Here is a 21,973-nt window from a genome sequence, read left to right as displayed (position 1 = left end):
TTGATGACCTGCCCGTTAACGCCTTGAGTGTTGAAAATCCTTTGAAAAGCGCCTGCTTGCGGGGTCATGGGCCCCTGCGCTAGGTAGAGCGCCCAACTCCTAACCAGCCGGAAAAAAATTCAAAGTGGCCAAGAAGCAAAAGCAGTTCCGCCCCAAGGCACGCCTTCCCAAAGGCCTGCGCGATTTGCGCGCCGATGATGTGGCGGCCCGCCGGGCCATGCTCACGACCATCATGAAGGTTTACGAGTCCTACGGGTTTGATCCGCTGGAAACATCCGCTTTTGAATATGCGGATGCCCTGGGCAAGTTCCTGCCGGACGCTGACCGTCCCAACGAAGGCGTCTTCAGCTTTCAGGATGATGACGATCAGTGGCTGTCTCTACGCTACGACCTGACAGCGCCGCTGGCGCGCATGGTGGCTGAAAACTACGAGACGGTGCCAAAACCCTTCCGCCGGTATCAGACCGGCCAGGTCTGGCGCAACGAGAAGCCCGGCCCCGGTCGCTTCCGCGAGTTTACCCAGTGTGACGCTGACAGTGTGGGCGCCCCGGAAATGGCAGCGGACGCGGAACTGTGCGCCATGGTTTCGGATGCACTTGAAGCGGTGGGGATTCCGCGTGGCGACTATGTTGTGCGCGTCAACAACCGCAAGATTCTGGATGGTGTGCTTGAAACAATCGGCGTGCCGGGGGGTGAAGAAGGTGCGCTCCAGCGCATGACCGTGCTGCGCGCCATCGACAAGCTGGACCGACTGGGTGCAGAGGGCGTGAAGCTGCTGCTGGGCGAGGGCCGCAAGGACGAATCCGGCGACTTTACCAAGGGCGCAGGCCTCAACAGCGATCAGGCCGATACGGTTCTGGCCTTTGTGGGCGCTGGCGATGAGGATCGCTCCAAAGTACTGGAGACCTTGCGTGGCCTCGTAGGCACCAGCGAAACGGGCCTGGCCGGTGTGGCTGAGCTTGAAGAGATTGCGACGCTTCTTGATGCAACAGGCTACGGCCCGGACCGCATCCTGTTTGATCCCGCAGTGGTGCGCGGCCTTGGCTACTATACGGGCCCCGTCTTTGAGGCAGAGCTGACCTTCGACGTGAAAGACGAAAAGGGCAATCCCATCCGCTTTGGCTCCATCGGTGGGGGTGGCCGCTATGATGATCTGGTCAGCCGCTTCAAAGGAACGCCCATTCCAGCCACCGGTGTCTCCATCGGTGTGGACCGTCTGCTGTCGGCGCTCGAAGTTCTTGGCCGCAACAAGACCAAATCACTGACGCCGCCAGTCGTGGTGCTGCCGCTCGACAAGGATCGTATGGCCGACTACCAGCGCATGGTCTTTGATCTGCGCAATGCGGGCATCCGTGCTGAAATGTATCTGGGCGGCGCCGGCATGCGGGCGCAGCTGAAATATGCGGACAAGCGCGGTGCGCCTGTGGCCGTCATCCAGGGCTCGGATGAGTTCGAAAAGGGCGAGATCACCCTCAAGGATCTGGTGCTGGGCGCAGAGCTGTCCAAGGAGATTGAGGACAACACCACCTGGCGCGAAGACCAGCCCGCACAGGTGTCCGTCTCCGCCGATGGCCTCATTCAGGCTGTGAAGGATATGCTGGCTAGGCCGCACATGCAGGCCTGAGTGTCCTGTTTTCTCGCTACATACTAGCCAAAAATATCCATTAAGAGATAAAATGTCCTGAAAGCGGGATGTTTCAGCCGTAATATATTTGTGACTTGCATGAAAACAGGACACAATGTATTGCACGCCCATGACAAACGACGCTCTCAGTTTCGCCGCCATCATTTCCGAATGGGGCAAGCCCGCCGATTTCGCCCGTGCCCTCGGCCAGGACGATGGGGGCGATCTTGCCCGCAAATGGCGCCGCCGCGACAGCATTCCCCAGGAATGGTGGCCTGCGGTCATTGATGCAGCCCGTCGCGATGGCAAACCGGTGGATGCGGAGCGTCTACTGCGGGCGCAGCGCAATGCGGTCTCGCGCAAGTCGGGCGATAGCGTTGGGGATGCGCCGGTCATTGAAAGTCCGGACCCGGAGCGTCCCGCATCGGGCTATGACGCCTCGTCGCTGGAGGCACTGGACGCACAGGCTCAAAGCGTCAAGGCCGTGTTCAATCAGGCAGGCTTTGTGCCTGTTGAGCCGCCGACCATGCAGCCCGCCGACATTTTTCTCAATCGCTCCGGCGAAGACATCCGCCAGCGGACCTATGTGTTTCAGGATCCCGGTGGCGAAGAATGGTGCCTGCGTCCGGATCTGACGATCCCCACCTGCCGTATGTATCTCGAGCGCGATCCCGAAGGGCACAGTGAAGCCAAGCTTTGCTACAACGGCCCGGCCTATCGCTATCAGCCGCCAAGTGCGGGCAAGCCTGTGGAGTTTCTGCAGGCCGGCGTTGAACACATCGGCGGCGCTAGCACGCCGGAGGCAGATGCTGAGATCGTGGCCATTGCCATTGATGCGATCCAGAGCGCGGGCCTTAAATCATTTGGCACGACCCTTGGCGATTTGGGCCTGTTCGGCGCGCTCGTGGACAAGCTGGACCTGCCGCAAAGCTGGCGCGGACGGCTCAAGCGCCACATCTGGCGTCCGGCCTATTTTGACGAGATCCTCACACGGCTCACCGACGCGGAATCCATGCCGGTGACACCCAACACCAATCAGGCGTTGCTGGCGGCACTTGATGTCATGGAACCCGAGCGCGCCCGCGACGTGGTGCAGGACGTATTGGCGCTGGCAGGCATTTCAGCTGTAGGCGGACGAACCGTCACAGAGATTTCAGAGCGCTTTTTGGAACAGGCCGCAGGCGCTGCAAGCGCTGAACTGTCCCGCGAGACCGCAGACGCCATCCGCGCCTTCCTGGCGATTTCGGCTCCCTGCACCACAGCAGTTGATGAGATCGCCCATGTGGCAAAGGCCGCGGGTGTGTCGCTGGATGACGAGCTGGAATCCATCGCCCGGCGGATCGATGTCATCTGCGGCAAGGGCGTCAATCGCAGTGACATCACCTTTGATGCCGATTTCGGCCGCAAGGAAGAATACTACACGGGCTTTGTCTTCGAGCTGCGCGTCGAGGCGCTCGGGGCCTCACGGCAGGTGGCCGGTGGCGGCCGCTATGATGGTCTGCTCAAGAGCCTCGGCAGCCCGCGCAACGTCCCCGCCGTTGGCTGCGCCATTCGCACGGAACGGTTGCTGGCAGCAGTTGGCCTGGAGGCACGCTCATGAGCACGACAGACAAGAGCAACGGGACGGAAGACCGCCTGATCATCGCAGTGCCCTCCAAGGGACGTCTGCAGGAAAAGGCCATGGAGTTTTTTGGTCAGGCCGGGTGCCCGATCAAGAAATCCGGGTCTTCCCGCGAATATGTGGGACGCCTTGGCGGTGTGCCGAACGCGGATGTGGCGTTCCTCTCCGCCAGCGAAATTGCAGGCGCCCTTGGCTCCGGTCAGGTGCATCTGGGCATTACCGGCGAAGACTTGCTGGAAGAAAAACTACCTGATCCTAAAAGCGCCGTTCATATCATCAAGCCGCTTGGCTTTGGCCATGCCGACGTGGTGGTTGCGGTACCGCAGTCATGGATCGACGTGCGCACCATGGCCGACTTCGACGATGTGGCGATTGCCTTTCACGCCCGCCATGGCGAGCGCGTGCGCATCGCCACGAAATATCTGCGCCTGACGCGCAACTTTTTCGCAGCCCATGGCCTTGCGGACTACCGCATCGTGGAAAGCGCGGGCGCTACGGAAGGCGCACCGGCGGGCGGCACCGCTGAGGCGATTGTGGACATCACCTCCACCGGCGCGACGCTGGCGGCCAACAACCTCAAGATTCTTGATGACGGTGTGATCCTCAAGAGCGAGGCAAACCTCATTGCCTCACAGACCGCCACATGGGGCCCCAACGCCCGCGCGGCAGCGGCCAAGATCCTTGAGATGATTGAAGCCGTCGCCCGCGCAAAAAATGTCGTTGAAGTTCGCTTCCTGCACGATGTGTCAGACACAAAACTCCTGCGCGAACTCGAAGAGCAGCACAACGCCCGCGTGCCGTTCCCCTATGACGAAGACGGTGCCCGCGTTGCGTTGATCATGCATGTGCCTGACAGCAATGTGCACGACGTGGTCTCGCATCTCTATGAGGCCGGCAAGGATGCTGTAACTGTCACAGAACCGCGATACATTTTTGAGCGTGGCAACCCGCTCATGGCAGCGCTGGAGGCAAAGCTGGGGTAGGCTTGCTGCACACGGACATACTCGTGATGTGTCAGCAAGGAGTTCCAGCATGCGACCAGCCCTCGATCTGCCGCCACTTCCCCTTGAGGAGTGGGAAGACACCAAGGAAACGCTGCATCTGTTTCTGCAGATCGTCGGCAAGATCAGGCTCAAGACCCATCCAAAGCTGAATCACTGGTGGCACGTGACGCTGTACCCGTCGTCGCGCGGCGTGACCACCCGGCGTATCCCCTTTGGGGGTGTGGATTTCGAGATCGCCTTTGACTTCATCACCCACACCCTGACAGTCACCCGCTGTGACGGGGACGAGCGCAGCTTTGCCTTGGGCGGTCTCAGCGTTGCTGACTTCTACGCCAAAGTGATTGGCGCCCTTGAGGCACTGGGTATTGACGTTTCAATCCATGCGATCCCCTATGACCGTCCGTACAAAACCCCATTTGCTCAGGATACGGATCACAAGACCTATGACGGCGACAAGGTTCATGCCTATTGGCGCGCCCTGTCGCAGATCGCAACCGTCTTTGAGGAGTTTCGCGGCCGCTTTCTTGGCAAGTCGACGCCGGTGCATCTGTTCTGGCATTCCTTCGACTTGGCACTCACCCGCTTCTCCGGCAAAAAGGCTCCGCCCATGGAAGGCGGCACCCAAGCCGACAAAGAAGCCTATAGCCACGAGGTCATCTCCTTTGGCTGGTGGGCCGGTGACGACCAGGTCCGCGAGGCCGCGTTCTACTCCTACACAGCGCCCGAGCCCGCAGGCATTGAGACCCAGCCACTGGAACCCTCTGAGGCCGTATGGAATGACGCCGGCGGCTCCCGCATGGCCTTCGTCACCTATGAGGCCGTGCGTCAAAGCGCTGACCCCCGCGCAATCCTGCTGGCTTTCCTCGAAAGCGCCTATCAGGCAGGGGCCACCAAGGCCGGGTGGCCGGTCGAGGACTTCACGCACCAGGTCTAGTCACTGGTTCGTCAGGGTACCCAGTCCAACCGTTGAAGAGGGCCTCGCTGCTTGCGAAGCCGCACGGCGAGGCGGGCGCAGGCCCCGGTGCCGCGAAGGTCTTTTCGGTCGGCAAGGTGATTCAAGCCGATCACCGCACGGTCGATGCTGTAAATCGCGCAATCCCAACTGCGTTCCTCAGCAAGAGCTGTCAGGATTTCCCGATAGGCGTCCATGGCATGCCCCGCAAAGTCGGGTATTGCCTCTTCGGCATTGGGATTAAGCGCGTGCAGTCGCCTCAGCAGGCGTGGTGCAGTGCGTAGGACCTTGATGCGCTGGAGCACCTCGCGCTCGGTCGAATTCAGATGCAGCCCCGTCTTGAGGCGGGACCGGTTAAACGGCTGGGGTGTTACCTGTTCCATCCCACGATTGTGCCATCGCCTGAAACACCGGGGATATCTTCGCGAAACAAAAAAGGGCGGCTCGTGTGAGCCGCCCTTTTCCGTGTTCACTGAGCTTGGAAGCTCGGGTGACGTGATGGACTACATCATGCCGCCCATGCCACCCATGCCGCCCATGTCCGGCATTGCCGGTGCACCGCCGCCGTTCTTCTCCGGCTTGTCGGCAACCATGGCTTCTGTGGTGATCAGCAGGCTTGCAACGGAAGCTGCGTCCTGCAGAGCGTGGCGCACAACCTTGACGGGGTCGATGACGCCCATTTCAACGAGGTTGCCGTACTCTTCGGTCTGTGCGTTGAAGCCGAAGCCCACGCCCTTGCCTTCAAGTACCTTGCCCACAACGATCGAACCTTCAACGCCGGCATTTTCGGCGATCTGACGGATCGGAGCCTGGATGGCGCGAAGAACGATCTTCACACCAGCCTGCTGGTCGTGGTTTTCAGCCTGATCAAGAACAGCATTGATGGCCTTGGTCGTGGACAGCAGAGCCGTACCGCCACCAGGCACGATGCCTTCTTCAACAGCAGCGCGGGTTGCGTTCAGAGCATCGTCAACACGATCCTTGCGCTCTTTCACTTCTGTTTCTGTCGCACCACCAACACGCAGAACGGCAACACCGCCAGCAAGCTTGGCCAGACGTTCCTGAAGCTTTTCACGATCGTAGTCAGATGAAGTTTCTTCAATCTGGTTACGGATCTGAGCAACACGGCTTTCGATGTCACCCTTCTTGCCTGCGCCATCAACGACGGTTGTGTCGTCTTTGGTGATGCGGACCTTCTTGGACGTGCCGAGCATGTCGAGGGTCACTGTTTCAAGCTTGATGCCGAGGTCTTCAGAGATGACCTGGCCGCCTGTGAGAACAGCGATATCTTCGAGCATGGCTTTGCGACGGTCGCCGAAGCCAGGTGCCTTGACGGCAGCAATCTTCAGGCCGCCACGCAGCTTGTTGACCACGAGGGTCGCCAGCGCTTCGCCTTCAATGTCTTCTGCAATGATCAGCAGCGGACGTGAAGACTGAACAACAGCTTCCAGGATCGGCAGCATGGACTGCAGGTTGGAGAGCTTCTTTTCGTGCAGCAGGATGTACGGATCGTCGAGTTCCGTTGTCATCTTGTCTGCATTGGTGATGAAGTACGGTGACAGGTAGCCACGGTCGAACTGCATGCCTTCAACGACTTCAAGTTCGGTTTCCAGTGACTTGGCTTCTTCAACCGTGATCACACCTTCATTGCCGACCTTCTGCATGGCCTGGGCGATGAGCTCGCCGATTTCGCTTTCGCCATTGGCTGAAATCGTGCCGACCTGTGCAATTTCCTCAGTGCCCTTAACTTTCTTGGAGCGCTTCTTGAGGTCTGCAATGGCGGCTGACGTTGCGAGGTCGATGCCGCGCTTCAGGTCCATTGGGTTCATGCCGGCAGCCACAGACTTGGCACCTTCACGTACGATGGCCTGAGCCAGAACAGTTGCCGTTGTTGTGCCGTCACCAGCTTCGTCGTTGGTGCGTGATGCAACTTCACGGATGAGCTGTGCGCCCATGTTCTCGAACTTGTCTTCCAGTTCGATTTCCTTCGCCACGGACACACCGTCCTTGGTGGTGCGTGGTGAACCGAAGGACTTGTCGATGACGACATTGCGGCCCTTGGGACCAAGCGTCACCTTCACAGCATTTGCCAGTGTATCGACGCCCTGGAGCATCTTTTCACGGGCTTCGGAACCAAATTTGACTTCTTTAGCCATGGTTTCCTTTACCTCTCATTGTGCCGGTCGGCGCTTTTCGCAAAAGCGGCTCGGCCCGGCGGGTTAGCAGTTTGATGGTCTGAAAACGGCAATAAAAAAGCCGCGCTAGTGAGGGGAATGCCCTCGCGCAGCTCTACTTCTTGCCCTTTTTGCCTTCGATCACGCCGAGAATATCGCTCTCTTTCATGATGAGCAGATCTTCACCGTCGATCTTGACTTCGGTGCCGGACCATTTGCCGAAAAGCACCTTGTCGCCGGCTTTCACGTCCAGCGGCTGTACCTTGCCGGACTCATCGCGTGCGCCGTCGCCAACGGAGACGATTTCGCCTTCGCTTGGCTTTTCCTTGGCGGTGTCGGGAATGATGATCCCGCCAGCTGTCTTCTCATCTTCTTCGAGCCGGCGAACGACAACACGGTCGTGCAGGGGGCGAAAACCCATGAGCTCTCTCCTCTTAAATGGATAAGGCCCCAATCACATCAGGGCCAAAAGTCCAACATTTTCAATAACTAAGCGGGCTGCTTGATGCGGCCCGCTGCCTATTGGCACTCGGTTTGGGCGAGTGCTAACAAGCACGGGGGTGAGATAGGGAGTCTGCCAACGGGTGTCAACAGGTTGTGATGGCTTAAAGTGGCAGGAAGACTCGATGTTTTCGCCCGACACCCGCAGATCAGGAGGCCCAATGACCATCGCTTTTCACGGCGCCATTGCGGTCCTGAGGATGTTTGATGAAGCGCAGGCCCGGCGCTTCTATCTGGACTATCTGGGGTTTGAAATCGTGTTCGAGCACAGGTTCGAGCCTGACTTGCCGCTGTATATGCGCATCTCACGGGCTGGGTTGACCCTGGACCTCACCGGGCATCATGGCGATGCGACGCCGGGCTCCACGGCATTTGTGTCCATGGACGACATCGAGGCATTCCATGCCGAACTGCGAAGCCGCGACGACATAGGCAATATCAGGCCGGGCCTGGAGGATGCGCCCTGGGGCGGCAAACTGCTGGAAGTGATGGACCCGTTTGGCAACCGGTTGCGGTTTTCGTCAACCTGACCGCCAGCGACAAGTCCTATTTTGGCCCTAATCAGGGCTAGTCAGCGCTTGTGGCCGGGAACTGGCCTGCGCCTGCGCTCATGCGTGGCACCGGCGTGTGCCGCATCGGTTGGCGTCGCGCATAGTCGCCGACAACGGCACGGGCGGGATCAAACTGATCCAGCAAGGCTGCAATGAACAGGCTGACGCCTAGCAACTCGAACCCTTCTTCGATGCTGATGGACAGCGCGTAGAAGGCGGTCGCCCGGTAGCCCTGATAGTCAAGCCAGCCACCAATCATTTCCATGCCCAACGCGCCGGCCACGAAAATCCCGCCACAGGCGGCGAACTTCCAGAACAGGCTGGCCGGCAATCGTTTGAGGAGCGGCAACAGCGCGAGGCCAAGCCCGGCAACGCAGATGAAGGCAGGCACAATCCACGCATAGAAAAGAACGCCGCCAAATCCAAAGGCTTGGCGCAGCGGCGCGATGACGCCTTCATGGAAACTGGCGGCCTCGTCAATGGACAGGGCCATGAAGACGATCGCCAGAACCAGCCACAGGCGCCACAGAATATCCCGCGCACGCCATGCCTTTGCCGCCAGCGTATAGAGCAGCAGCGATGCGATCAGCATCATGGATGATCCCCACCATGCAGGCACGCTGTTCTCGGCATCCAGATTGAACTGCCGCAGATCCTGCACCACGGTGCCGACACCAACATTGATCACAAAGGCTTCCCGCGCCAGCCCGGCTGCCATCACGGCAAGCGAACCTGCAAAGATCATGTATTTGGCAAACTGTGGGTCGAGGCGCATGGCGCAATTCCGGTGTAATTTTTTGGGTCAATTGACCCTTCAGGAAGAACACCGTCGCAAACACCATGCCGGATGGAGCGTGGAGGCACCAAAAATGCCGGTGCCCGCCTTAACCCGGTCTTTGGCCCTGGTCCTGCACACTTGAGCGAAGGTTCAACCAGCAGGAAGCCCCCCAGATGCCTGCCATATATGACGCACAGCGCACGCCCGAAACGGTGGAAAAGCCCGGAATAACAGACAAATCGGCTGAATTGCCCCTTGTTCTGGATCTCGACGGCGCGCTCATCCGAACGGACATTCTGTTTGAAACGTTTGTTGCCTTCGTGCGGCAAAACCCTCTGCGCCTGTTTCAGGTTGCTGCATGGGTGCTGCGAGGCCGTGCCATTTTGAAACAGAAGCTGGCCGAAAAAGCCGTGCTGGATGTGGAAAGCCTGCCGGCGACGGAAGACCTTGTGAGTTTTGCCGCCCGCGAAGCTGCCATGGGCCGCAAGGTGCATCTGGCAACCGCCACAGACAGTCTCGTCGCCCATCGCATCAAGAAGCGGTTTCCGTTTATCAGTCGCGTCTTTGCAAGCGACGGGGCAACCAACCTCAAGTCAAAAGCCAAGGCGGCCGTGCTTGTGGAGGCGTTCCCGGAAGGTTTCGCCTATGCAGGCGACAGCCGGGCGGATGTACCTGTGTGGAAAGCCGCGCAGGACTCCATTGTGGTCAACCCGACACCGGGCGTGCTGCGTGCCGCGCGCACCGTCCGCGAACCGGTAGAGATATTCGAGCGTCCGCGCACCGGGTTCAAGTTTGTCGCCAAGGTTCTGCGTCTTCATCAATGGGCCAAGAACGGGCTGATCTTTGCGCCGCTCCTGCTTGGCGGACTGATGTTCGATCTGCAGGCCTGGACGCTGGCGGCTGCGGGTTTCCTCGCGCTGTCTCTTTTGGCGTCGGCAACCTATCTGCTGAATGACCTGTTCGACCTGGCGGATGACCGCCGCCACTGGTCCAAGCGCAACCGGCCACTGGCATCTGGTCGCTTGAAGATCGCCCATGCGCTCGTGCTCATTCCCGCTGGCATGCTCGCGGCCTATGCCATTGCCGCGTGGATTGGTCCCGTCGCCATCGGTTTCCTGACCCTCTATCTGGCGTTGACCCTGGCGTACTCTTTCAGTCTCAAGAAGATCGAGCTGCTGGATGCCGCCGTGCTGGCGACATTGTTCACCGTGCGCCTTGGCTTCGGCGTCGCGCTGGCAGGTGTCGTCTTCTCCCCATGGCTGCTTGTGTTCTCCATGTTCCTGTTCCTGTCACTCTCCTTTGCCAAACGGCATGTGGAAGTGACCCGCATGGAGGCCCATGGCCGCACCAAGGCGGCTGGTCGTGGCTATAAGGTTGGCGATGGCCCCATGGTCGCCATGATTGGCGCCGCTTCCGGCCTTGCCTCCGTGCAGGTGCTGGTTCTGTACGTCATGAATGAGGCCTATTCCGCGGGTGCCTACGCGCAGCCACTCATGCTGTGGGCGGCGCCGCCCATCCTGTTTCTCTGGGTCGCGCGCATCTGGCTGCTGGCCCAGCGTGGTGAGCTCGATGACGATCCGGTTGCCTTTGCCGTCAAGGATGGCCCCAGCCTGCTGCTTGGTGCCGTGCTCGGCATGGTATTCGCTGCAGCGCTTCTTGGCTCTCCGCTCTAGAGGCCCGTGGCAATGAGTGACACACCTCTAAGCGACACACATCTAAGCGAGACAAAGCGCGTATTGCGTTTCCTGCTGGTGGGCAGCCTGGCGGCTGCCGTCAACTGGATTGCGCGTATTGCTCTGTCGGCTTCCTTTGCACCGGCCCTCAGTTTCGAGATGGCGGTGCTGATTGCCTATGCCATTGGCATGACCAGCGGTTTTCTGCTGTATCGCGCCTATGTGTTTCCAGACGCGGGCCTGCCCATGGCTGTTCAGCTGCGCCGGTTCATCGCCGTCAATCTGGTGAGTGCAGTTGAAGTCTGGCTGGTGGCTGTCGTGCTGTTGCGCATGGTTGTGCCAGCGCTTGGCATCGGTCTCGAGGTCATGCCAATCGCCGAAGCCCTCGCCCACGGCATCGCCATCGCCATTGGCGCGGCCACAAGCTATGTGGGCCACAAACTGCTGACGTTCAGATCAGCGCAGGTGGTTGAAGCTGCCTAGGCTGTTCCGGAAATCTTGAGGGCGGCCATGGTGACGAGATTGAGCACCATGGCGTATCCCACCAGCACCGCAAGAATGCCACGCCACTCCGTTCGCACAGTGGGGGCCAGCAACAGCATGGCAATGGGCAGCCAGTCCAGCGCATAGCGCTGCACATTGTACTGGCTGAAACCGTTGGAATGATAAAACAGCGTGATGCCGCAGATGGCTGCTGCAGTGGCAACGCCGATGAATGTGATGCGGTGACGCTGCACAAAGGCAAGCAGCAGCAGGAACGGACTGGCCGCCAGAATGGACGTGCCGAAACTGTCCACGCCCATGATCTTGGTCGTGTAGGTGCCGCCAAAATCAATGTGCAGGCCCTGGAAGAACATGTGGACCACGTTGAACAGGAAGTACTCCTGGGCAAACAGGCCAAGATCATTGATCCGCAGAGTGATCATGTTCTCTTCGCCCGGCAGGACATTAGCCGCGATGTAGCCGTAACCCGTATCAAGCGGTGCGCCGAAGCGCACAAAATTGTAGAGGCAGTAGACGCCGACAGCCCCTAGGATCGGCACGCCAAGCTTGAGGGCCTGTACGATCCGCTCCTTGTTGATACGCAGCAGCGGCTCATCATCATTGAGCATCAGCGCAAACAGCAGCGGGGCGTAGAGGATGCTCATCTGGCGGGACAAGAACGCCATGCCGATCATGATGCCAGCAAGCCATGCATTGCGCCGTTCGATGGTGGCCCATAGCGCCATGGACACAAAGAAGAACCCCACAAGCTGCGCAAAGAACCACACCCGGTCTCCGCGCAACGCCACAAAATAAAGCGGCGTGGCAAACACCAGCGCAAGCAACAAAATGAGCGTGCGCGTCTGGTCAGGCCCGGCCGCTGCAAACAGCCGCGACCAGATGAGGCCGATGGACAGCAGCAGCGCCATGGAGAGGGGCATGAAGTGTTTGAAGTCCGCGCCCTGACCACTCAGCGCCACAAAGGGCAGCGCCACGGCAGCAGGGCCGGGCGGAAAAATGACATAGGTCTTGCCTTCAAAGGTCGCGCAGTCGCCATCAAAACAGGTGTCTGAATGCAGCTGGCCGTTCAGCCATGAATCCACCAGCACCGCATAGGAGTTGGTGCCCGCTTCCTCGCTCAGCATCCGCATGGCAAAGCCGGCAGCCAAGGCACAGGCCAGAAGCACAAGCACGGAAATCAGCAGCCAGTAGCGCGGCGCGGAGACGGCAGGGGGCATATAGCCCTGGGCTGGCTGCTCCGCAGGTAGCGCGTCAGCGTCCGGTGATGGCGCGACTGAAGGTGTGTCGGCGGTGGTCATGGTCAGGGCCCGATTGTCAGATATCTGCGCAGGACCTTAACGACCATCCCCTTGATGCCGCCTTAACGCGGTAAACGATTTCTGAAAGGTGCGTATCAGGCCGACCTCCGCATTTGGTGAAAACGGCGGTTTTCTCTAAGGTTCCCAAGGTCTGGCATTGGATCAGACATTGGACGAAGCAGCCGATATTGATCAGGACTTTTCATGCCCATCACGCCAGAGACAGCCGCCACCATGACCCCCAATGCGCACATGCTTGGCCAGCAGGGGTCTGCACAGGCGCTCAACACCCCGGCGCTGGTGCTTGATCTGGATGCCTTTGAGCGCAACCTCACGCGCATGATGGACCACTGCAAGGCGTCCGGCCTTGGACTGCGGCCCCATGCCAAGACCCATAAATCGGTTGAAATTGCGCGCCGTCAGCTGGCGGCAGGTGCTGTGGGCGTATGCGTGGCCAAACTCGGCGAGGCGGAGGTCATGGGCGAGGGCGGCATCGAAAGCGTGCTGATCACATCACCGGTCGTGAAGGAAGACGGCATCCGCCGCGTCATGGACCTCAACGGCCGCATATCGGACCTGATCCTGACCGTGGACAATCTCGACAATGCACAGGCGCTGGCGCGCGCGGCATCGCCGGAGCAGGGCGGCCGTCGTCCCCTGAAAGTGATCGTTGATCTGGATGTGGGCCTTCACCGCACCGGCATAGCGCCGGGCGAAGGCGCTGCCGAACTGGCTGAATTTGTCGCTGCCAGTCCGGGGCTCAAATTCATGGGCCTGCAGGCCTATGCCGGACATCTGATGCATGTGGAAGACTATGCCGAGCGCCGGGAAAAATCCCTCGACGCCATGAAGCAACTTGGTGACATGCGCGATATGCTCCGTGAGCGGAGTATTTCCTGTGACATTCTCACCGGCGGCGGCACCGGGTCATGGGACATTGATCCAGAGGCGGGCATCCTGACGGACCTGCAGGCAGGCAGTTACCTCTTCATGGATACGGAATACAACGCCGTGCACCAGAAAAACGGCCCCGAACAGGCCTTTGAAACGTCGCTCACCATCCAGACCACCGTGGTGAGTGCCAACACGCCAGGCATCGCCACCACGGATGCCGGCATCAAGAGCATGGCCACCGACCAGAAGACAATCGCCATCGCCTCCGGCACCCCCGATGGCACGGCCTATTTCCTGTTTGGTGACGAGCAGGGCGGTCTGGCATTCCCGGACGCTGAGACCGGCCTTGCCCCCGGCAGTGTCCTCAATCTCGAGACGCCCCACTGCGACCCCACCGTCAACCTCTATGACTGCTACCACGTGGTCAAAGACGGCACGCTGGTGGACATCTGGCCCGTCAGCACGCGGGGGCGGTCTGCCTGAACAACTTTGGTTCCGCATACGCGGAGGTGAGGGGCAAGCGTGACACTGAGCGTAAAGCGTATCGCAGGCGACAAAGGGCTAAGGCTGCAGGCATTTGCATTGGCGGCGGTTGGCCTGTTCCTGTCCGCCTGCGCGTCAGCCTCCGAGCCGGCGCGTGAGGCGCTCTTGGTCCCGCTTGCCATTTCGGTGGATGACGTTTGGCCCAATGCGGCCGCGCGCAATCAGATCGAGACAGCAACGCAGCGTCTGGCCGAGTGCGGCATCACGGTCATGCCCGATGATCGAGCCGCCGACCGTCTGGCGCTCGTGGCGTCGATTGGAGCGACGGAAGGCGGTACCATCGAAGGCACGACCTATCCCAATGAGGCAGGCGGACGCACGGCGCTGGTGGCCTGGTCCGGGCCTGATGGTGGTGTGCTTGAGCACAAACAGACCGCCGCCCACGAACTCGGACATGTGCTGGGCCTCGGCCATGCTGGTCTGCATGCCATCGACATGATGGCACCCTATGGCTGCGAGACCTGCCGCTTCACCGCGCGGCAATGCTCAGTCATGCGGTCGGTCGCAGGTCAATAATCCAAGATTGCTAGAACGTCACCTGTGCCGTGACCCTTGCTGTGATGTCGTCGTAATTGTTGCGCAACACCGTCTTGCCGACTTCTGCGGACAGGAGCGCAATACCGGCGTCGTAATCCGCACCCACGCCCAGATAGGCGTCCGCCCGGTCACGGTCACCATCGCTCTTGAGTAGCGCGTAGCTGCCGTTGAGAGACCCGTAGAGCGACAGGTCCGGCGTGGCCGCGACATCCATGCGGGTCGAGACATGGGTGGTGCTGCTGCGGCTGTCGGCATTGGGTGTCACGCGTCCGGCCGTGTCCGTGTAGCCGTCCGTCTCCGAATAAAAGAAGGACTGGCCGAGGCCGCCGCGCACCGTCACCCACGGGTTGAGTTTTTCCCGCGTGCTTGCGCCCACGCGCGCACCATAACCGCGGGTGGTGTAGGACGCCGTCGCCCCGCCTGCACGCACTGCATCGGTTTCGGTCTGCGAATAGACGACCCCGGCGCGAAGCCCCGTATCCGGGCTCAGCCGGTAAGCGACAAAGGGCGACACCAGATAGGTGTCTGCTTCCTTGGAGGTGCCAAACCCGGTCGTGTCGTCCGTGTCCGAGAACCCATAGGTAAAGCTCATGCCCGCCGTCACCCGCTCGGTGAGGCGCAGCTGGGCCCCGGCGGTGACGCGCCACGCCTCCGTGTCGCGCCGCTGGCCGGAGCGTGTGTCTTCCGCCCAGGTGAAATCGCCGGAGACCCAGGTGTGGACACCGCGGGCATTGATGAGGTCGAGGATAGACGGCTGCGGCGACGGACCGGACAACTGGTTCTGCCGCTTGAGGTTCTGAATGCGGGATTCAAGCTGGCTGATGCGCGCGTCGCTTCTGGCGATGTCAGTCGTGAGCAACTTCTGGCCCTCTTCAGCGACACGGATCTGATGGCCTAAGTCCTTGCTCTCCTCCGCGGCGTCATCGACTGCAGCCAAATGTGCCAGTTCAGCACTATTGAAGGCCGTGCGCGCTTGACGGCGCGACGCTTCCACACTGGCAATCGACGTTCGCTCGGGCACGCCGAGGGCGCGCAAGTCTGCCCGCGCCTCTTCAAGGCGGCGTTCGATGGACGGCATGTCAGCAGAAGACGCAGGCGTTGCCGTGAACAGATCGCGCGCCTCATTCAGCGCACGCAGGGCGGTGTAGATGTTTTCCCAGCGCTGACTTTCGACCCTGGCCTCCTCAACGGTTTCTGCAGCTGCGGCAATTTTTTTCTTGTTCTCGGCGCTAAACTGTTCCCGCGCGGCCTTCGCTTCCTCAATCAACCTTGCGTTGCTAAAAAATTCCGCCGTCATTTCAGCGTTCTTGGCTTTTTCGTCGGCGAGTTCTCCTTCGAGACGCCGCAGTTCGGCTCCGTTGTCATCGTCAGCACCTTCGCCGTCTTCGCCACCGCCGCCGTCTTCACCGCCGTCCTCGTCTTCACCACCGCCGACATCAAGTTCATCACCTTCGTCGTCCCAGACCCGACCGTGCAGGTCCTCCAGGTCGTCGAGATCATTCTGATTTTCGCGCTGGGCTTCAGACCTCCCGCCCGTTGATGTCGTCCCAACAGAAGTCGTCGATGTGCCCGGCGTACAGGTGTCGCCCGATTCAACCGTCGATACGACGGCGCCGCCCAGCGAGAAGATGACTTCCACAAATCCATTTGAATTGCAGCGTGTGCTGGTGGTTTCGCCCGGTGCAGCGTTGCCGGCGATAAAGGCAGCCGAGGGATCGCCCGGCCCCGCCATGGCGGGCGCAACAAGAAGGCTGGCGGCAATGCCGACAAACCAGACCTGAGAGGAGACGTAACGCAACATGGAACCCCCGGGAAAGCGGCGCGGCACGACCGCGCATGAGTCCGGGAAAGCTATGCAGTGTCACGCGTCCGCGTAACTGGCCAAATGGGCAGGTAGAGGTGGCCTAGAGCCGGACCAGGCGATGCCTGAGGGCTGTGGCCACCGCCTGTGACCGTGTGGTCACACCCAGCTTTGCCATGGCGTTGGCCAGATGGAACTTCACAGTCCGTGCGGACACGTCCAGCCGCTCGGCGATTTCCGGATTGGTGAGACCGCTGCCGACCCATTGCAGGCATTCCGCTTCGCGCGGCGTCAGAACGGGAAGCCCTTCATTCTCGCCGGGATCGGCAGGGACCTCATGAGCCAGGATCAGCTGCTTCGCCAGGAGCTGGCGCACCTGCCTTGCTGAGTTGGCGGTTGTCTGCCCGCCGATGCGGACCTGGCGATGCCGGGATGCCTCGGCGATCGCCTGTGACCGCGTGGTGACATCCATCTTTGCCATGGCGTTGGCCAGATGGAATTTGACCGTCCGTGCCGAGACGTTCAGCCGGGCGGCAATCTCCAAATTGGTCAGTCCCGTGCTCACCCACTGCAGGCATTCGGTTTCCCGCGGCGTCAGCGCGACGGTATCAGTGCCGCCGTTGTGATGGACCAGTGCTTCATAGGCGTAGATGAACTGAGTCGCCACGCGTTGGCCAAGATGCTGCGCCTCGGCAAAGCGGGCCGCGTCAGCAGCACTTCGCCCGACAGTGTAGATGCTGATCTGGCGCACATATCGGTCGTCGGAGAGCGGGATATTGATCTCGTGTTCGACATTGTGGTCGCGCATGGCGTCCCACATCTCGCGCCGCTTCGACCCGGCTTGCGCATCCGCAAACACGCTGCTCGTCAGGGTGGCGTCGCTGGACCCATAGGCAAGATCGACGACCGGGCAGATATCGTCCCAACCAAAGGCGTAGTAATCATCCACAAGGCTCTCGGGCAGTGTCGACACGACATAATCCGGCTCACGGAAGGCGCCCGCCTCAGTCACCGGGCGCGGCGTCCCGAAGAAGTCGATCCCTTCGATCCCGATGTGATGCAGTTCCGCCTGCAGCAGAGCGATCGCGTCGGACGGTGCTGTTGCCCGCGCCAGCGCGTCCGAGAACTGCGTGATCCTGTCCCTCACTGTGTCAATACGCATCACGAAACCGCAAGAAAACCCTGTATAGTCGCAAGACTACACCGTTTTTACTGCGGCGGCGAACCCGGCTCCGTCTATATCCATCCTGCCTGAAAAGGTCCCTCGATGAACCGCAAGTTGCGTATCGGAATACTGACAGGCGGTGGTGATGTGCCCGGGTTGAACCCGGCGATCCAGCAGGTGACGCGCGAGGCATGCGCGCGCGGCTGGGACGTAGTCGGCATCCGCAATGGCTGGGCCGGGCTGCTTGGTATCAATCCTGATGATGACACCACTCGCGCATCCCGATTGATGACGCTGGACCCTCAAACGACCCGGGGCATCGACCGGTTTGGCGGCACTGTGCTGCACACTGCCCGCCTGCACCCCGACACCGTGCGCGAAGCCGATATGCCGGATTTTCTCGAGGCGTCCGCCACCTATGACGAGCGCCGCTGGGCAGACATGACGTCGCATATCCTGCGCGTCATCGAGCATCTGCAACTTGATGTGATCATTCCCATTGGCGGCGATGGGACGTTGAGCTATGCGGCACGGCTAGGCGAGGAAGGCGTGCCGGTGCTGGCCATCCCCAAGACCATGGACAATGATGTTCAGGGTACGGATGTCTGCATCGGGTTTCCCACAGCCATCACCCGGTCCATCCAGACGGTGCATGACATTCGCAGCACGGCGTCGGCGGAGGAAAGCATCGGCGTCATTGAATTGATGGGGCGGCATTCAGGTGAAACCGCGCTGATGGCGGGGCATCTTGGCTCCGCAGACCGCACCGCCATTGCCGAAGTGCCCGTGGACGTGGCGGCCTTGTCTGAACTGCTGTGGAATGATCTGTCGGCGGGCGGCGAGGCAGGTGCGGTTATGGTGGTCTCGGAAGGTGCGCAGCTTGTGGGGATTGATGCGGACACAGCGGCGACGCCCGCGCGCACGGACAAGTTCGGCAATAAGCGTCTGGGTGGTGTGGGCGAAGTGCTGGCGCGCGACCTGACCCAGCGCCTTGGCGTGCCTGCGTTCTCTCTTCAGCTGGCCTATCTCATGCGCGCCGGAGCACCGGTCTCCCAGGACAGCATGATTGCGCGGGCGTTCGGCACGCTGGCGGTGGAGCTGATCGCGTCAGGTCAAACCGGGCGCATGACGGCGCTGCAGGAGGGAAAATACACGTCCGTGCCCGTGTCACGCACCGGCGAAGGCGCGGCGCAGGTGGATGTGGATCGCTACTACGACGCCAAAGCCTTCAAACCCCGCATCACGCGACCGGGCATTGCCCAGTCGCTGAGCTTCTAGGTCGGGGGGGCAAACACATGCGTATTGGCGTTCTCACAGGCGGCGGTGATGTTCCCGGTCTCAACCCGGCGATCCAGACGATCACCCGTCAGGCGACAGACCTTGGCTGGGAGGTGATTGGCATCCGGCGCGGCTGGCGTGGCCTGCTGGATTTTGATCTGGATGATCCCGAAGGGTCCCTCGACACCTGCACCATGCCGCTGACGGCGACATCCGTGCGGGCCATTGACCGGCTCAGCAGCACAGTGCTGCATACCTCCCGCACCGCCGTGACGACGCTTGAAGAAGGCACAGCGCATATTCTTAAAGTGATCGCGCATCTCAACATCGATGCGCTGGTGCCCATTGGTGGTGTGGACACGCTGGCCTATGCCGCACAGCTGCAGGCGCATGGCGTCAAGGTGAACACCATTCCCAAGACAATGGACAATGATGTGTTCGGCACCGATTACTGCATCGGGTTTTCAACCGCCGTCACGCGCTCCGTTGATGCCATCAATGCCCTGCGGACGCCGGCCGGCAGCCATGAACGCGTCGGCATCATTGAGCTGTTCGGCCGGAAGTCGGGTGAGACGGCGCTGATGTCCGGCTACCTGGCCGACACGCCACGCGTGCTGATTGCTGAGGTCCCCTTCGACATGGAGCGGCTGGCGGACATGTTGATGGCTGACCGGGCCGACAACCCTTCCAACTACACCATGGCCGTCATTTCAGAAGGCGCGCGCATCAAGGGCAGCGATGCGGTGGAGTATGGCGAGACGGATGCCTCCGGCCACCGCCGCCTTGGCGGCATCAGTGACATCGTCAGCGAAGAGTTCAAACGGCTGACCGGCGCAGGCACGATTTCCCAGAAACTCTCCTACCTCATGCGCACCGGCACACCTGATGCGCTGGACACCATGGTGGCCCGCAGCATGGGTGCCATGGCCGTGCAGCACCTCGTACAGGGCCGCGACGGCCTGATGATTGCCGTGCGCGACGGGGCTTACCAAAGCGTACCGGTGTCGACCTGCATCGAAGGACAACGCCGCGTGGACGTGGCCGCGCATTACGACAAAGACGCCTACCGGCCCAACATCCACAACATCAATTCCAAGCCAATGTTCCTTGGCTGACACCACGCGCAGGAGATGACAAATGAAACGGACTGTTCTGGGAGCCCTCGGCGTGGCAGGCATGGCTTTGCTGCCGGTGGCGGCACATGCTGGCGACGCGACCTATCATTCCTCAGGCGCCTTTGAAGGTCAGAACCTACCTTTCACAGAAGCGGTGGAGGCAGGGGGGCTGGTGTTTCTGTCCGGCCAGATCGGCGTCAAACCCAGCACGCTGACACTGGTGGAAGGCGGCATCGAGGCCGAAGCCCGTCAGACCATGGACAATATCGGAGCCACGCTGAAAGCCGCCGACCTGACATTTGCCGACGTCATAAAATGCACTGTCATGCTCTCAGACATGGCCGACTGGCCCGCCTTCAATGCGGTCTACACAGAATATTTTGAAGCCCCATACCCGGCACGCTCCGCCTTTGGAGCAAACGGACTGGCGCTTGGCGGCAGCCTTGAAGTCGAGTGCATTGCGGCGCGGTAGGAAAGGTTCTCTATTCCTCGGCAGCTTCTACAGCATCATCATACGCTGTTTGCGCATCGAGCAGTTTCTTCTGCGCCTCAAGCAAGCGGACTTGTTGATCGACAGCATTGTTGGATTCAGTCGCATAATTCACGCGCAGCTGAATGAGTTCTGTCGGCACTTTGATGATGGCCCGCATCACATCAAGGGGGAGCGAGGCAGCAGCCAATGCCGTGGATGGCTTCTCGACGGAATGGGAAACCAATTCGCCTGCCGCAAACTTGAACTGATGCTTTGATGTGACCAGAGGTGCTGTATCAAGCGGAAGCAGTGTCACCGCCGATGTGTCCGGTGCGGAAAAAGCTATCTGCCGGATGGTCTCTCCAGCATCTGCCGCAAGAGAGTTTAAGTTCGCAACAACATCCCACATGTATCGGCGCGTTTGCCGATAAAGCAGGCCGCCACAACCGTCTCGCCTTGCGACGGCACAGGCCGGTGGCGTCACTGCGAAGTGCTCTGATGGCGCACCTTCACGCTGTAGGGCAACGCTGAAGTCGAACAGCTCTTCGCTGAGAATACTGTTGATCGTGTCCTCAATCTCTTGTGCGTTCGTCGGGTCGACAATCAAGGTACGATCAAATCGTTCTTTTACTTTGGGTTGTGCCAATGCATTCTCTTGACCTTTACTCTGGGAGTAAGTTCTCCCCATCGGGAAGGTCGGCGTCACAAACGCTGCCGCAGTAGATGCAATGGCCACAATAATGGGTGCAGTCTCATCACGAGAGGTGCCTGAGCCGCTTTCCAGCAACCCGTTTTTGACCGTCAGGGTGATCGTGTTGTCCCGAAAGATCGAGCTGTCAAAATTGGCAATCATCCTGTGGTTGGGATCTGGCTCTACCGGAAGGAGCTTAAGTGATATTGTTTCCTCCCACTTGACGGTCTGATTGTTTTTCTTGGCGTCTGCGACCGCCCGGGCTTTGTCATAAGCGGCCTGTGCAGACAGTACGCCTTTCCTGGCCGCTTCTAATGCCTGGAGCGCGTCCCCGGCTGCGATAGTCCGTTTTTCAATTTCTTTTGCGCCATATGAGTGCTTTTTTGCCCAGGCAAGAGCGGCCCTGGCGCTAGCGCTGTCTGTCTGACTTTTTTTCTGGGTTGCTTCAGCTGCGACGAGTTTCGCAAGCGCCGTCTTGGGTGCCAGTGCTGGAGTGGCCTCACGCCTCACAATCCGTACTTCAGCCATGCGTCTGGGCAGGAAGTACGCAAAACCTTCAGCGGTGATGGGTTCGCCGATCTTGTCGACATAGCCAATCTGTCGCGTTTCGATGAGTGAACCGTTGCAGCCTGCCAGAAAAGTCAATCCGAACACCGCGCAAATACAGCGTGAGGCAGAAAAAGACATAAGACTTCCCCCAAAATCTCTGCACCTTCAGGCAGCGGCACCCGCACGACCAAGGTTCTAGTCGAGCAGCCAAAGCTCCCAAGTCAAAAGTCTATGGCAACACTCGCGCA

Annotated in this window: 20 protein-coding genes; 12 read left to right on the top strand and 8 right to left on the bottom strand. The window is 60.2% G+C overall.

Going from position 1 to position 21,973, the window contains the following annotated elements; genetic code table 11:
* Positions 1 to 124: 124 nt before the first annotated feature.
* The 4 genes from hisS to ABXH05_RS16285 all read left to right on the top strand — a co-directional run bounded on the left by hisS (position 125) and on the right by ABXH05_RS16285 (position 5,183).
* Complete coding sequence (gene hisS / locus ABXH05_RS16300) at positions 125 to 1,624, top strand: histidine--tRNA ligase (protein WP_353562359.1); 1,500 nt, start codon at positions 125 to 127, stop codon at positions 1,622 to 1,624.
* Between the two features lie 130 nt (positions 1,625 to 1,754).
* The gene (locus ABXH05_RS16295; protein ID WP_353562357.1) at positions 1,755 to 3,224 is read left to right on the top strand and encodes an ATP phosphoribosyltransferase regulatory subunit; all 1,470 of its coding nucleotides are present in this window, start codon (positions 1,755 to 1,757) and stop codon (positions 3,222 to 3,224) included.
* The gene (gene hisG / locus ABXH05_RS16290) at positions 3,221 to 4,228 is read left to right on the top strand and encodes an ATP phosphoribosyltransferase (protein ID WP_353562355.1); all 1,008 of its coding nucleotides are present in this window, start codon (positions 3,221 to 3,223) and stop codon (positions 4,226 to 4,228) included. The genes ABXH05_RS16295 and hisG overlap by 4 nt, the downstream gene beginning before the upstream one ends.
* A 49-nt stretch (positions 4,229 to 4,277) precedes the next feature.
* Positions 4,278 to 5,183 carry a DUF5996 family protein gene (locus tag ABXH05_RS16285; RefSeq protein ID WP_353562353.1) on the top strand — a complete coding sequence of 302 codons (906 nt, stop codon included), beginning with the start codon at positions 4,278 to 4,280 and terminating at the stop codon, positions 5,181 to 5,183.
* 11 nt (positions 5,184 to 5,194) lie between these two features.
* Here the strand turns inward: ABXH05_RS16285 and ABXH05_RS16280 are convergent, their stop codons facing one another.
* The 3 genes from ABXH05_RS16280 to groES form a co-directional block, all read right to left on the bottom strand.
* Positions 5,195 to 5,584, bottom strand: coding sequence for a hypothetical protein (locus tag ABXH05_RS16280; protein ID WP_353562351.1), 390 nt, complete (start codon positions 5,582 to 5,584; stop codon positions 5,195 to 5,197).
* Between the two features lie 120 nt (positions 5,585 to 5,704).
* Positions 5,705 to 7,357, bottom strand: coding sequence for a chaperonin GroEL (gene groL, locus ABXH05_RS16275; RefSeq protein ID WP_353562349.1), 1,653 nt, complete (start codon positions 7,355 to 7,357; stop codon positions 5,705 to 5,707).
* A gap of 133 nt (positions 7,358 to 7,490) precedes the next feature.
* Complete coding sequence (groES, locus tag ABXH05_RS16270) at positions 7,491 to 7,796, bottom strand: co-chaperone GroES (RefSeq protein ID WP_043948431.1); 306 nt, start codon at positions 7,794 to 7,796, stop codon at positions 7,491 to 7,493.
* Between the two features lie 241 nt (positions 7,797 to 8,037).
* On the opposite strand from groES, the gene ABXH05_RS16265 reads away from it, so the two are divergent.
* Positions 8,038 to 8,406, top strand: a complete 369-nt coding sequence (locus tag ABXH05_RS16265; protein ID WP_353562347.1) for a glyoxalase superfamily protein — start codon at positions 8,038 to 8,040, stop codon at positions 8,404 to 8,406.
* A 37-nt stretch (positions 8,407 to 8,443) separates the two neighbouring features.
* Here ABXH05_RS16265 and ABXH05_RS16260 read toward each other — a convergent pair whose 3' ends face one another.
* The gene (locus ABXH05_RS16260) at positions 8,444 to 9,202 is read right to left on the bottom strand and encodes a DUF8692 domain-containing protein (RefSeq protein WP_353562345.1); all 759 of its coding nucleotides are present in this window, start codon (positions 9,200 to 9,202) and stop codon (positions 8,444 to 8,446) included.
* A 176-nt stretch (positions 9,203 to 9,378) separates the two neighbouring features.
* Between ABXH05_RS16260 and ABXH05_RS16255 the strand changes: the two genes are divergently transcribed.
* Together ABXH05_RS16255 and ABXH05_RS16250 are read left to right on the top strand one after the other, a co-directional pair.
* Positions 9,379 to 10,878: a UbiA family prenyltransferase gene (locus ABXH05_RS16255; protein ID WP_353562343.1), complete on the top strand. Its 1,500-nt coding sequence runs from the start codon at positions 9,379 to 9,381 to the stop codon at positions 10,876 to 10,878.
* 12 nt (positions 10,879 to 10,890) lie between these two features.
* Positions 10,891 to 11,361 (top strand): GtrA family protein, encoded by a 471-nt coding sequence (locus ABXH05_RS16250; RefSeq protein ID WP_353562342.1) that lies wholly within the window; start codon positions 10,891 to 10,893, stop codon positions 11,359 to 11,361.
* Here ABXH05_RS16250 and ABXH05_RS16245 read toward each other — a convergent pair.
* Positions 11,358 to 12,680 carry a hypothetical protein gene (locus ABXH05_RS16245; RefSeq protein ID WP_353562340.1) on the bottom strand — a complete coding sequence of 441 codons (1,323 nt, stop codon included), beginning with the start codon at positions 12,678 to 12,680 and terminating at the stop codon, positions 11,358 to 11,360. The two genes, ABXH05_RS16250 and ABXH05_RS16245, sit on opposite strands and share 4 nt — an antisense overlap.
* Positions 12,681 to 12,884: 204 nt before the next feature.
* Between ABXH05_RS16245 and ABXH05_RS16240 the strand changes: the two genes are divergently transcribed.
* Both ABXH05_RS16240 and ABXH05_RS16235 read left to right on the top strand, forming a co-directional pair.
* Entirely contained in the window at positions 12,885 to 14,057 is a 1,173-nt protein-coding gene (locus ABXH05_RS16240; protein WP_353562338.1) for a DSD1 family PLP-dependent enzyme, read from the top strand.
* 39 nt (positions 14,058 to 14,096) lie between these two features.
* Positions 14,097 to 14,633, top strand: a complete 537-nt coding sequence (locus ABXH05_RS16235; protein ID WP_353562336.1) for a zinc metalloprotease — start codon at positions 14,097 to 14,099, stop codon at positions 14,631 to 14,633.
* A gap of 10 nt (positions 14,634 to 14,643) precedes the next feature.
* Here the strand turns inward: ABXH05_RS16235 and ABXH05_RS16230 are convergent, their stop codons facing one another.
* Both ABXH05_RS16230 and ABXH05_RS16225 read right to left on the bottom strand, forming a co-directional pair.
* Entirely contained in the window at positions 14,644 to 16,455 is a 1,812-nt protein-coding gene (locus tag ABXH05_RS16230) for an autotransporter domain-containing protein (protein ID WP_353562334.1), read from the bottom strand.
* A gap of 103 nt (positions 16,456 to 16,558) precedes the next feature.
* On the bottom strand, positions 16,559 to 17,617 hold the full coding sequence (locus tag ABXH05_RS16225) for a LuxR C-terminal-related transcriptional regulator (protein ID WP_353562332.1): 1,059 nt from the start codon (positions 17,615 to 17,617) through the stop codon (positions 16,559 to 16,561).
* A gap of 105 nt (positions 17,618 to 17,722) precedes the next feature.
* Here ABXH05_RS16225 and ABXH05_RS16220 point away from each other — a divergent pair, with 105 nt between their 5' ends.
* The 3 genes from ABXH05_RS16220 to ABXH05_RS16210 are packed head-to-tail and all read left to right on the top strand — an operon-like array spanning position 17,723 to position 20,485.
* Positions 17,723 to 18,898, top strand: coding sequence for a 6-phosphofructokinase (locus ABXH05_RS16220; RefSeq protein ID WP_353562331.1), 1,176 nt, complete (start codon positions 17,723 to 17,725; stop codon positions 18,896 to 18,898).
* Between the two features lie 17 nt (positions 18,899 to 18,915).
* Positions 18,916 to 20,013: a 6-phosphofructokinase gene (locus ABXH05_RS16215; RefSeq protein WP_353562329.1), complete on the top strand. Its 1,098-nt coding sequence runs from the start codon at positions 18,916 to 18,918 to the stop codon at positions 20,011 to 20,013.
* 22 nt (positions 20,014 to 20,035) lie between these two features.
* Positions 20,036 to 20,485, top strand: a complete 450-nt coding sequence (locus ABXH05_RS16210) for a Rid family detoxifying hydrolase (RefSeq protein ID WP_353562327.1) — start codon at positions 20,036 to 20,038, stop codon at positions 20,483 to 20,485.
* Between the two features lie 10 nt (positions 20,486 to 20,495).
* On the opposite strand, the gene ABXH05_RS16205 is transcribed toward ABXH05_RS16210, so the two are convergent.
* Entirely contained in the window at positions 20,496 to 21,863 is a 1,368-nt protein-coding gene (locus ABXH05_RS16205) for a hypothetical protein (protein ID WP_353562325.1), read from the bottom strand.
* Between the last annotated feature and the right edge of the window lie 110 nt (positions 21,864 to 21,973).

The sequence above is a fragment of the Pyruvatibacter sp. HU-CL02332 genome (assembly GCF_040362765.1).
Lineage (GTDB): Bacteria > Pseudomonadota > Alphaproteobacteria > CGMCC-115125 > CGMCC-115125 > Pyruvatibacter.
The sequence above is the reverse complement of the archived record's forward strand: the minus strand, read 5'-3'. Positions and strand labels throughout refer to the sequence as shown.

Excerpts from the sequence above, each read along its gene's own strand:
- ABXH05_RS16295 (WP_353562357.1), top strand. The coding sequence starts at position 1,755 with ATGACAAACGACGCTCTCAGTTTCGCCGCCATCATTTCCGAATGGGGC.
- hisG (WP_353562355.1), top strand. The coding sequence starts at position 3,221 with ATGAGCACGACAGACAAGAGCAACGGGACGGAAGACCGCCTGATCATC.
- ABXH05_RS16285 (WP_353562353.1), top strand. The coding sequence starts at position 4,278 with ATGCGACCAGCCCTCGATCTGCCGCCACTTCCCCTTGAGGAGTGGGAA.
- ABXH05_RS16280 (WP_353562351.1), bottom strand. The coding sequence starts at position 5,584 with ATGGAACAGGTAACACCCCAGCCGTTTAACCGGTCCCGCCTCAAGACG.
- groL (WP_353562349.1), bottom strand. The coding sequence starts at position 7,357 with ATGGCTAAAGAAGTCAAATTTGGTTCCGAAGCCCGTGAAAAGATGCTC.
- groES (WP_043948431.1), bottom strand. The coding sequence starts at position 7,796 with ATGGGTTTTCGCCCCCTGCACGACCGTGTTGTCGTTCGCCGGCTCGAA.
- ABXH05_RS16265 (WP_353562347.1), top strand. The coding sequence starts at position 8,038 with ATGACCATCGCTTTTCACGGCGCCATTGCGGTCCTGAGGATGTTTGAT.
- ABXH05_RS16260 (WP_353562345.1), bottom strand. The coding sequence starts at position 9,202 with ATGCGCCTCGACCCACAGTTTGCCAAATACATGATCTTTGCAGGTTCG.
- ABXH05_RS16255 (WP_353562343.1), top strand. The coding sequence starts at position 9,379 with ATGCCTGCCATATATGACGCACAGCGCACGCCCGAAACGGTGGAAAAG.
- ABXH05_RS16250 (WP_353562342.1), top strand. The coding sequence starts at position 10,891 with ATGAGTGACACACCTCTAAGCGACACACATCTAAGCGAGACAAAGCGC.
- ABXH05_RS16245 (WP_353562340.1), bottom strand. The coding sequence starts at position 12,680 with ATGACCACCGCCGACACACCTTCAGTCGCGCCATCACCGGACGCTGAC.
- ABXH05_RS16240 (WP_353562338.1), top strand. The coding sequence starts at position 12,885 with ATGCCCATCACGCCAGAGACAGCCGCCACCATGACCCCCAATGCGCAC.
- ABXH05_RS16230 (WP_353562334.1), bottom strand. The coding sequence starts at position 16,455 with ATGTTGCGTTACGTCTCCTCTCAGGTCTGGTTTGTCGGCATTGCCGCC.
- ABXH05_RS16225 (WP_353562332.1), bottom strand. The coding sequence starts at position 17,617 with ATGCGTATTGACACAGTGAGGGACAGGATCACGCAGTTCTCGGACGCG.
- ABXH05_RS16220 (WP_353562331.1), top strand. The coding sequence starts at position 17,723 with ATGAACCGCAAGTTGCGTATCGGAATACTGACAGGCGGTGGTGATGTG.
- ABXH05_RS16215 (WP_353562329.1), top strand. The coding sequence starts at position 18,916 with ATGCGTATTGGCGTTCTCACAGGCGGCGGTGATGTTCCCGGTCTCAAC.
- ABXH05_RS16210 (WP_353562327.1), top strand. The coding sequence starts at position 20,036 with ATGAAACGGACTGTTCTGGGAGCCCTCGGCGTGGCAGGCATGGCTTTG.
- ABXH05_RS16205 (WP_353562325.1), bottom strand. The coding sequence starts at position 21,863 with ATGTCTTTTTCTGCCTCACGCTGTATTTGCGCGGTGTTCGGATTGACT.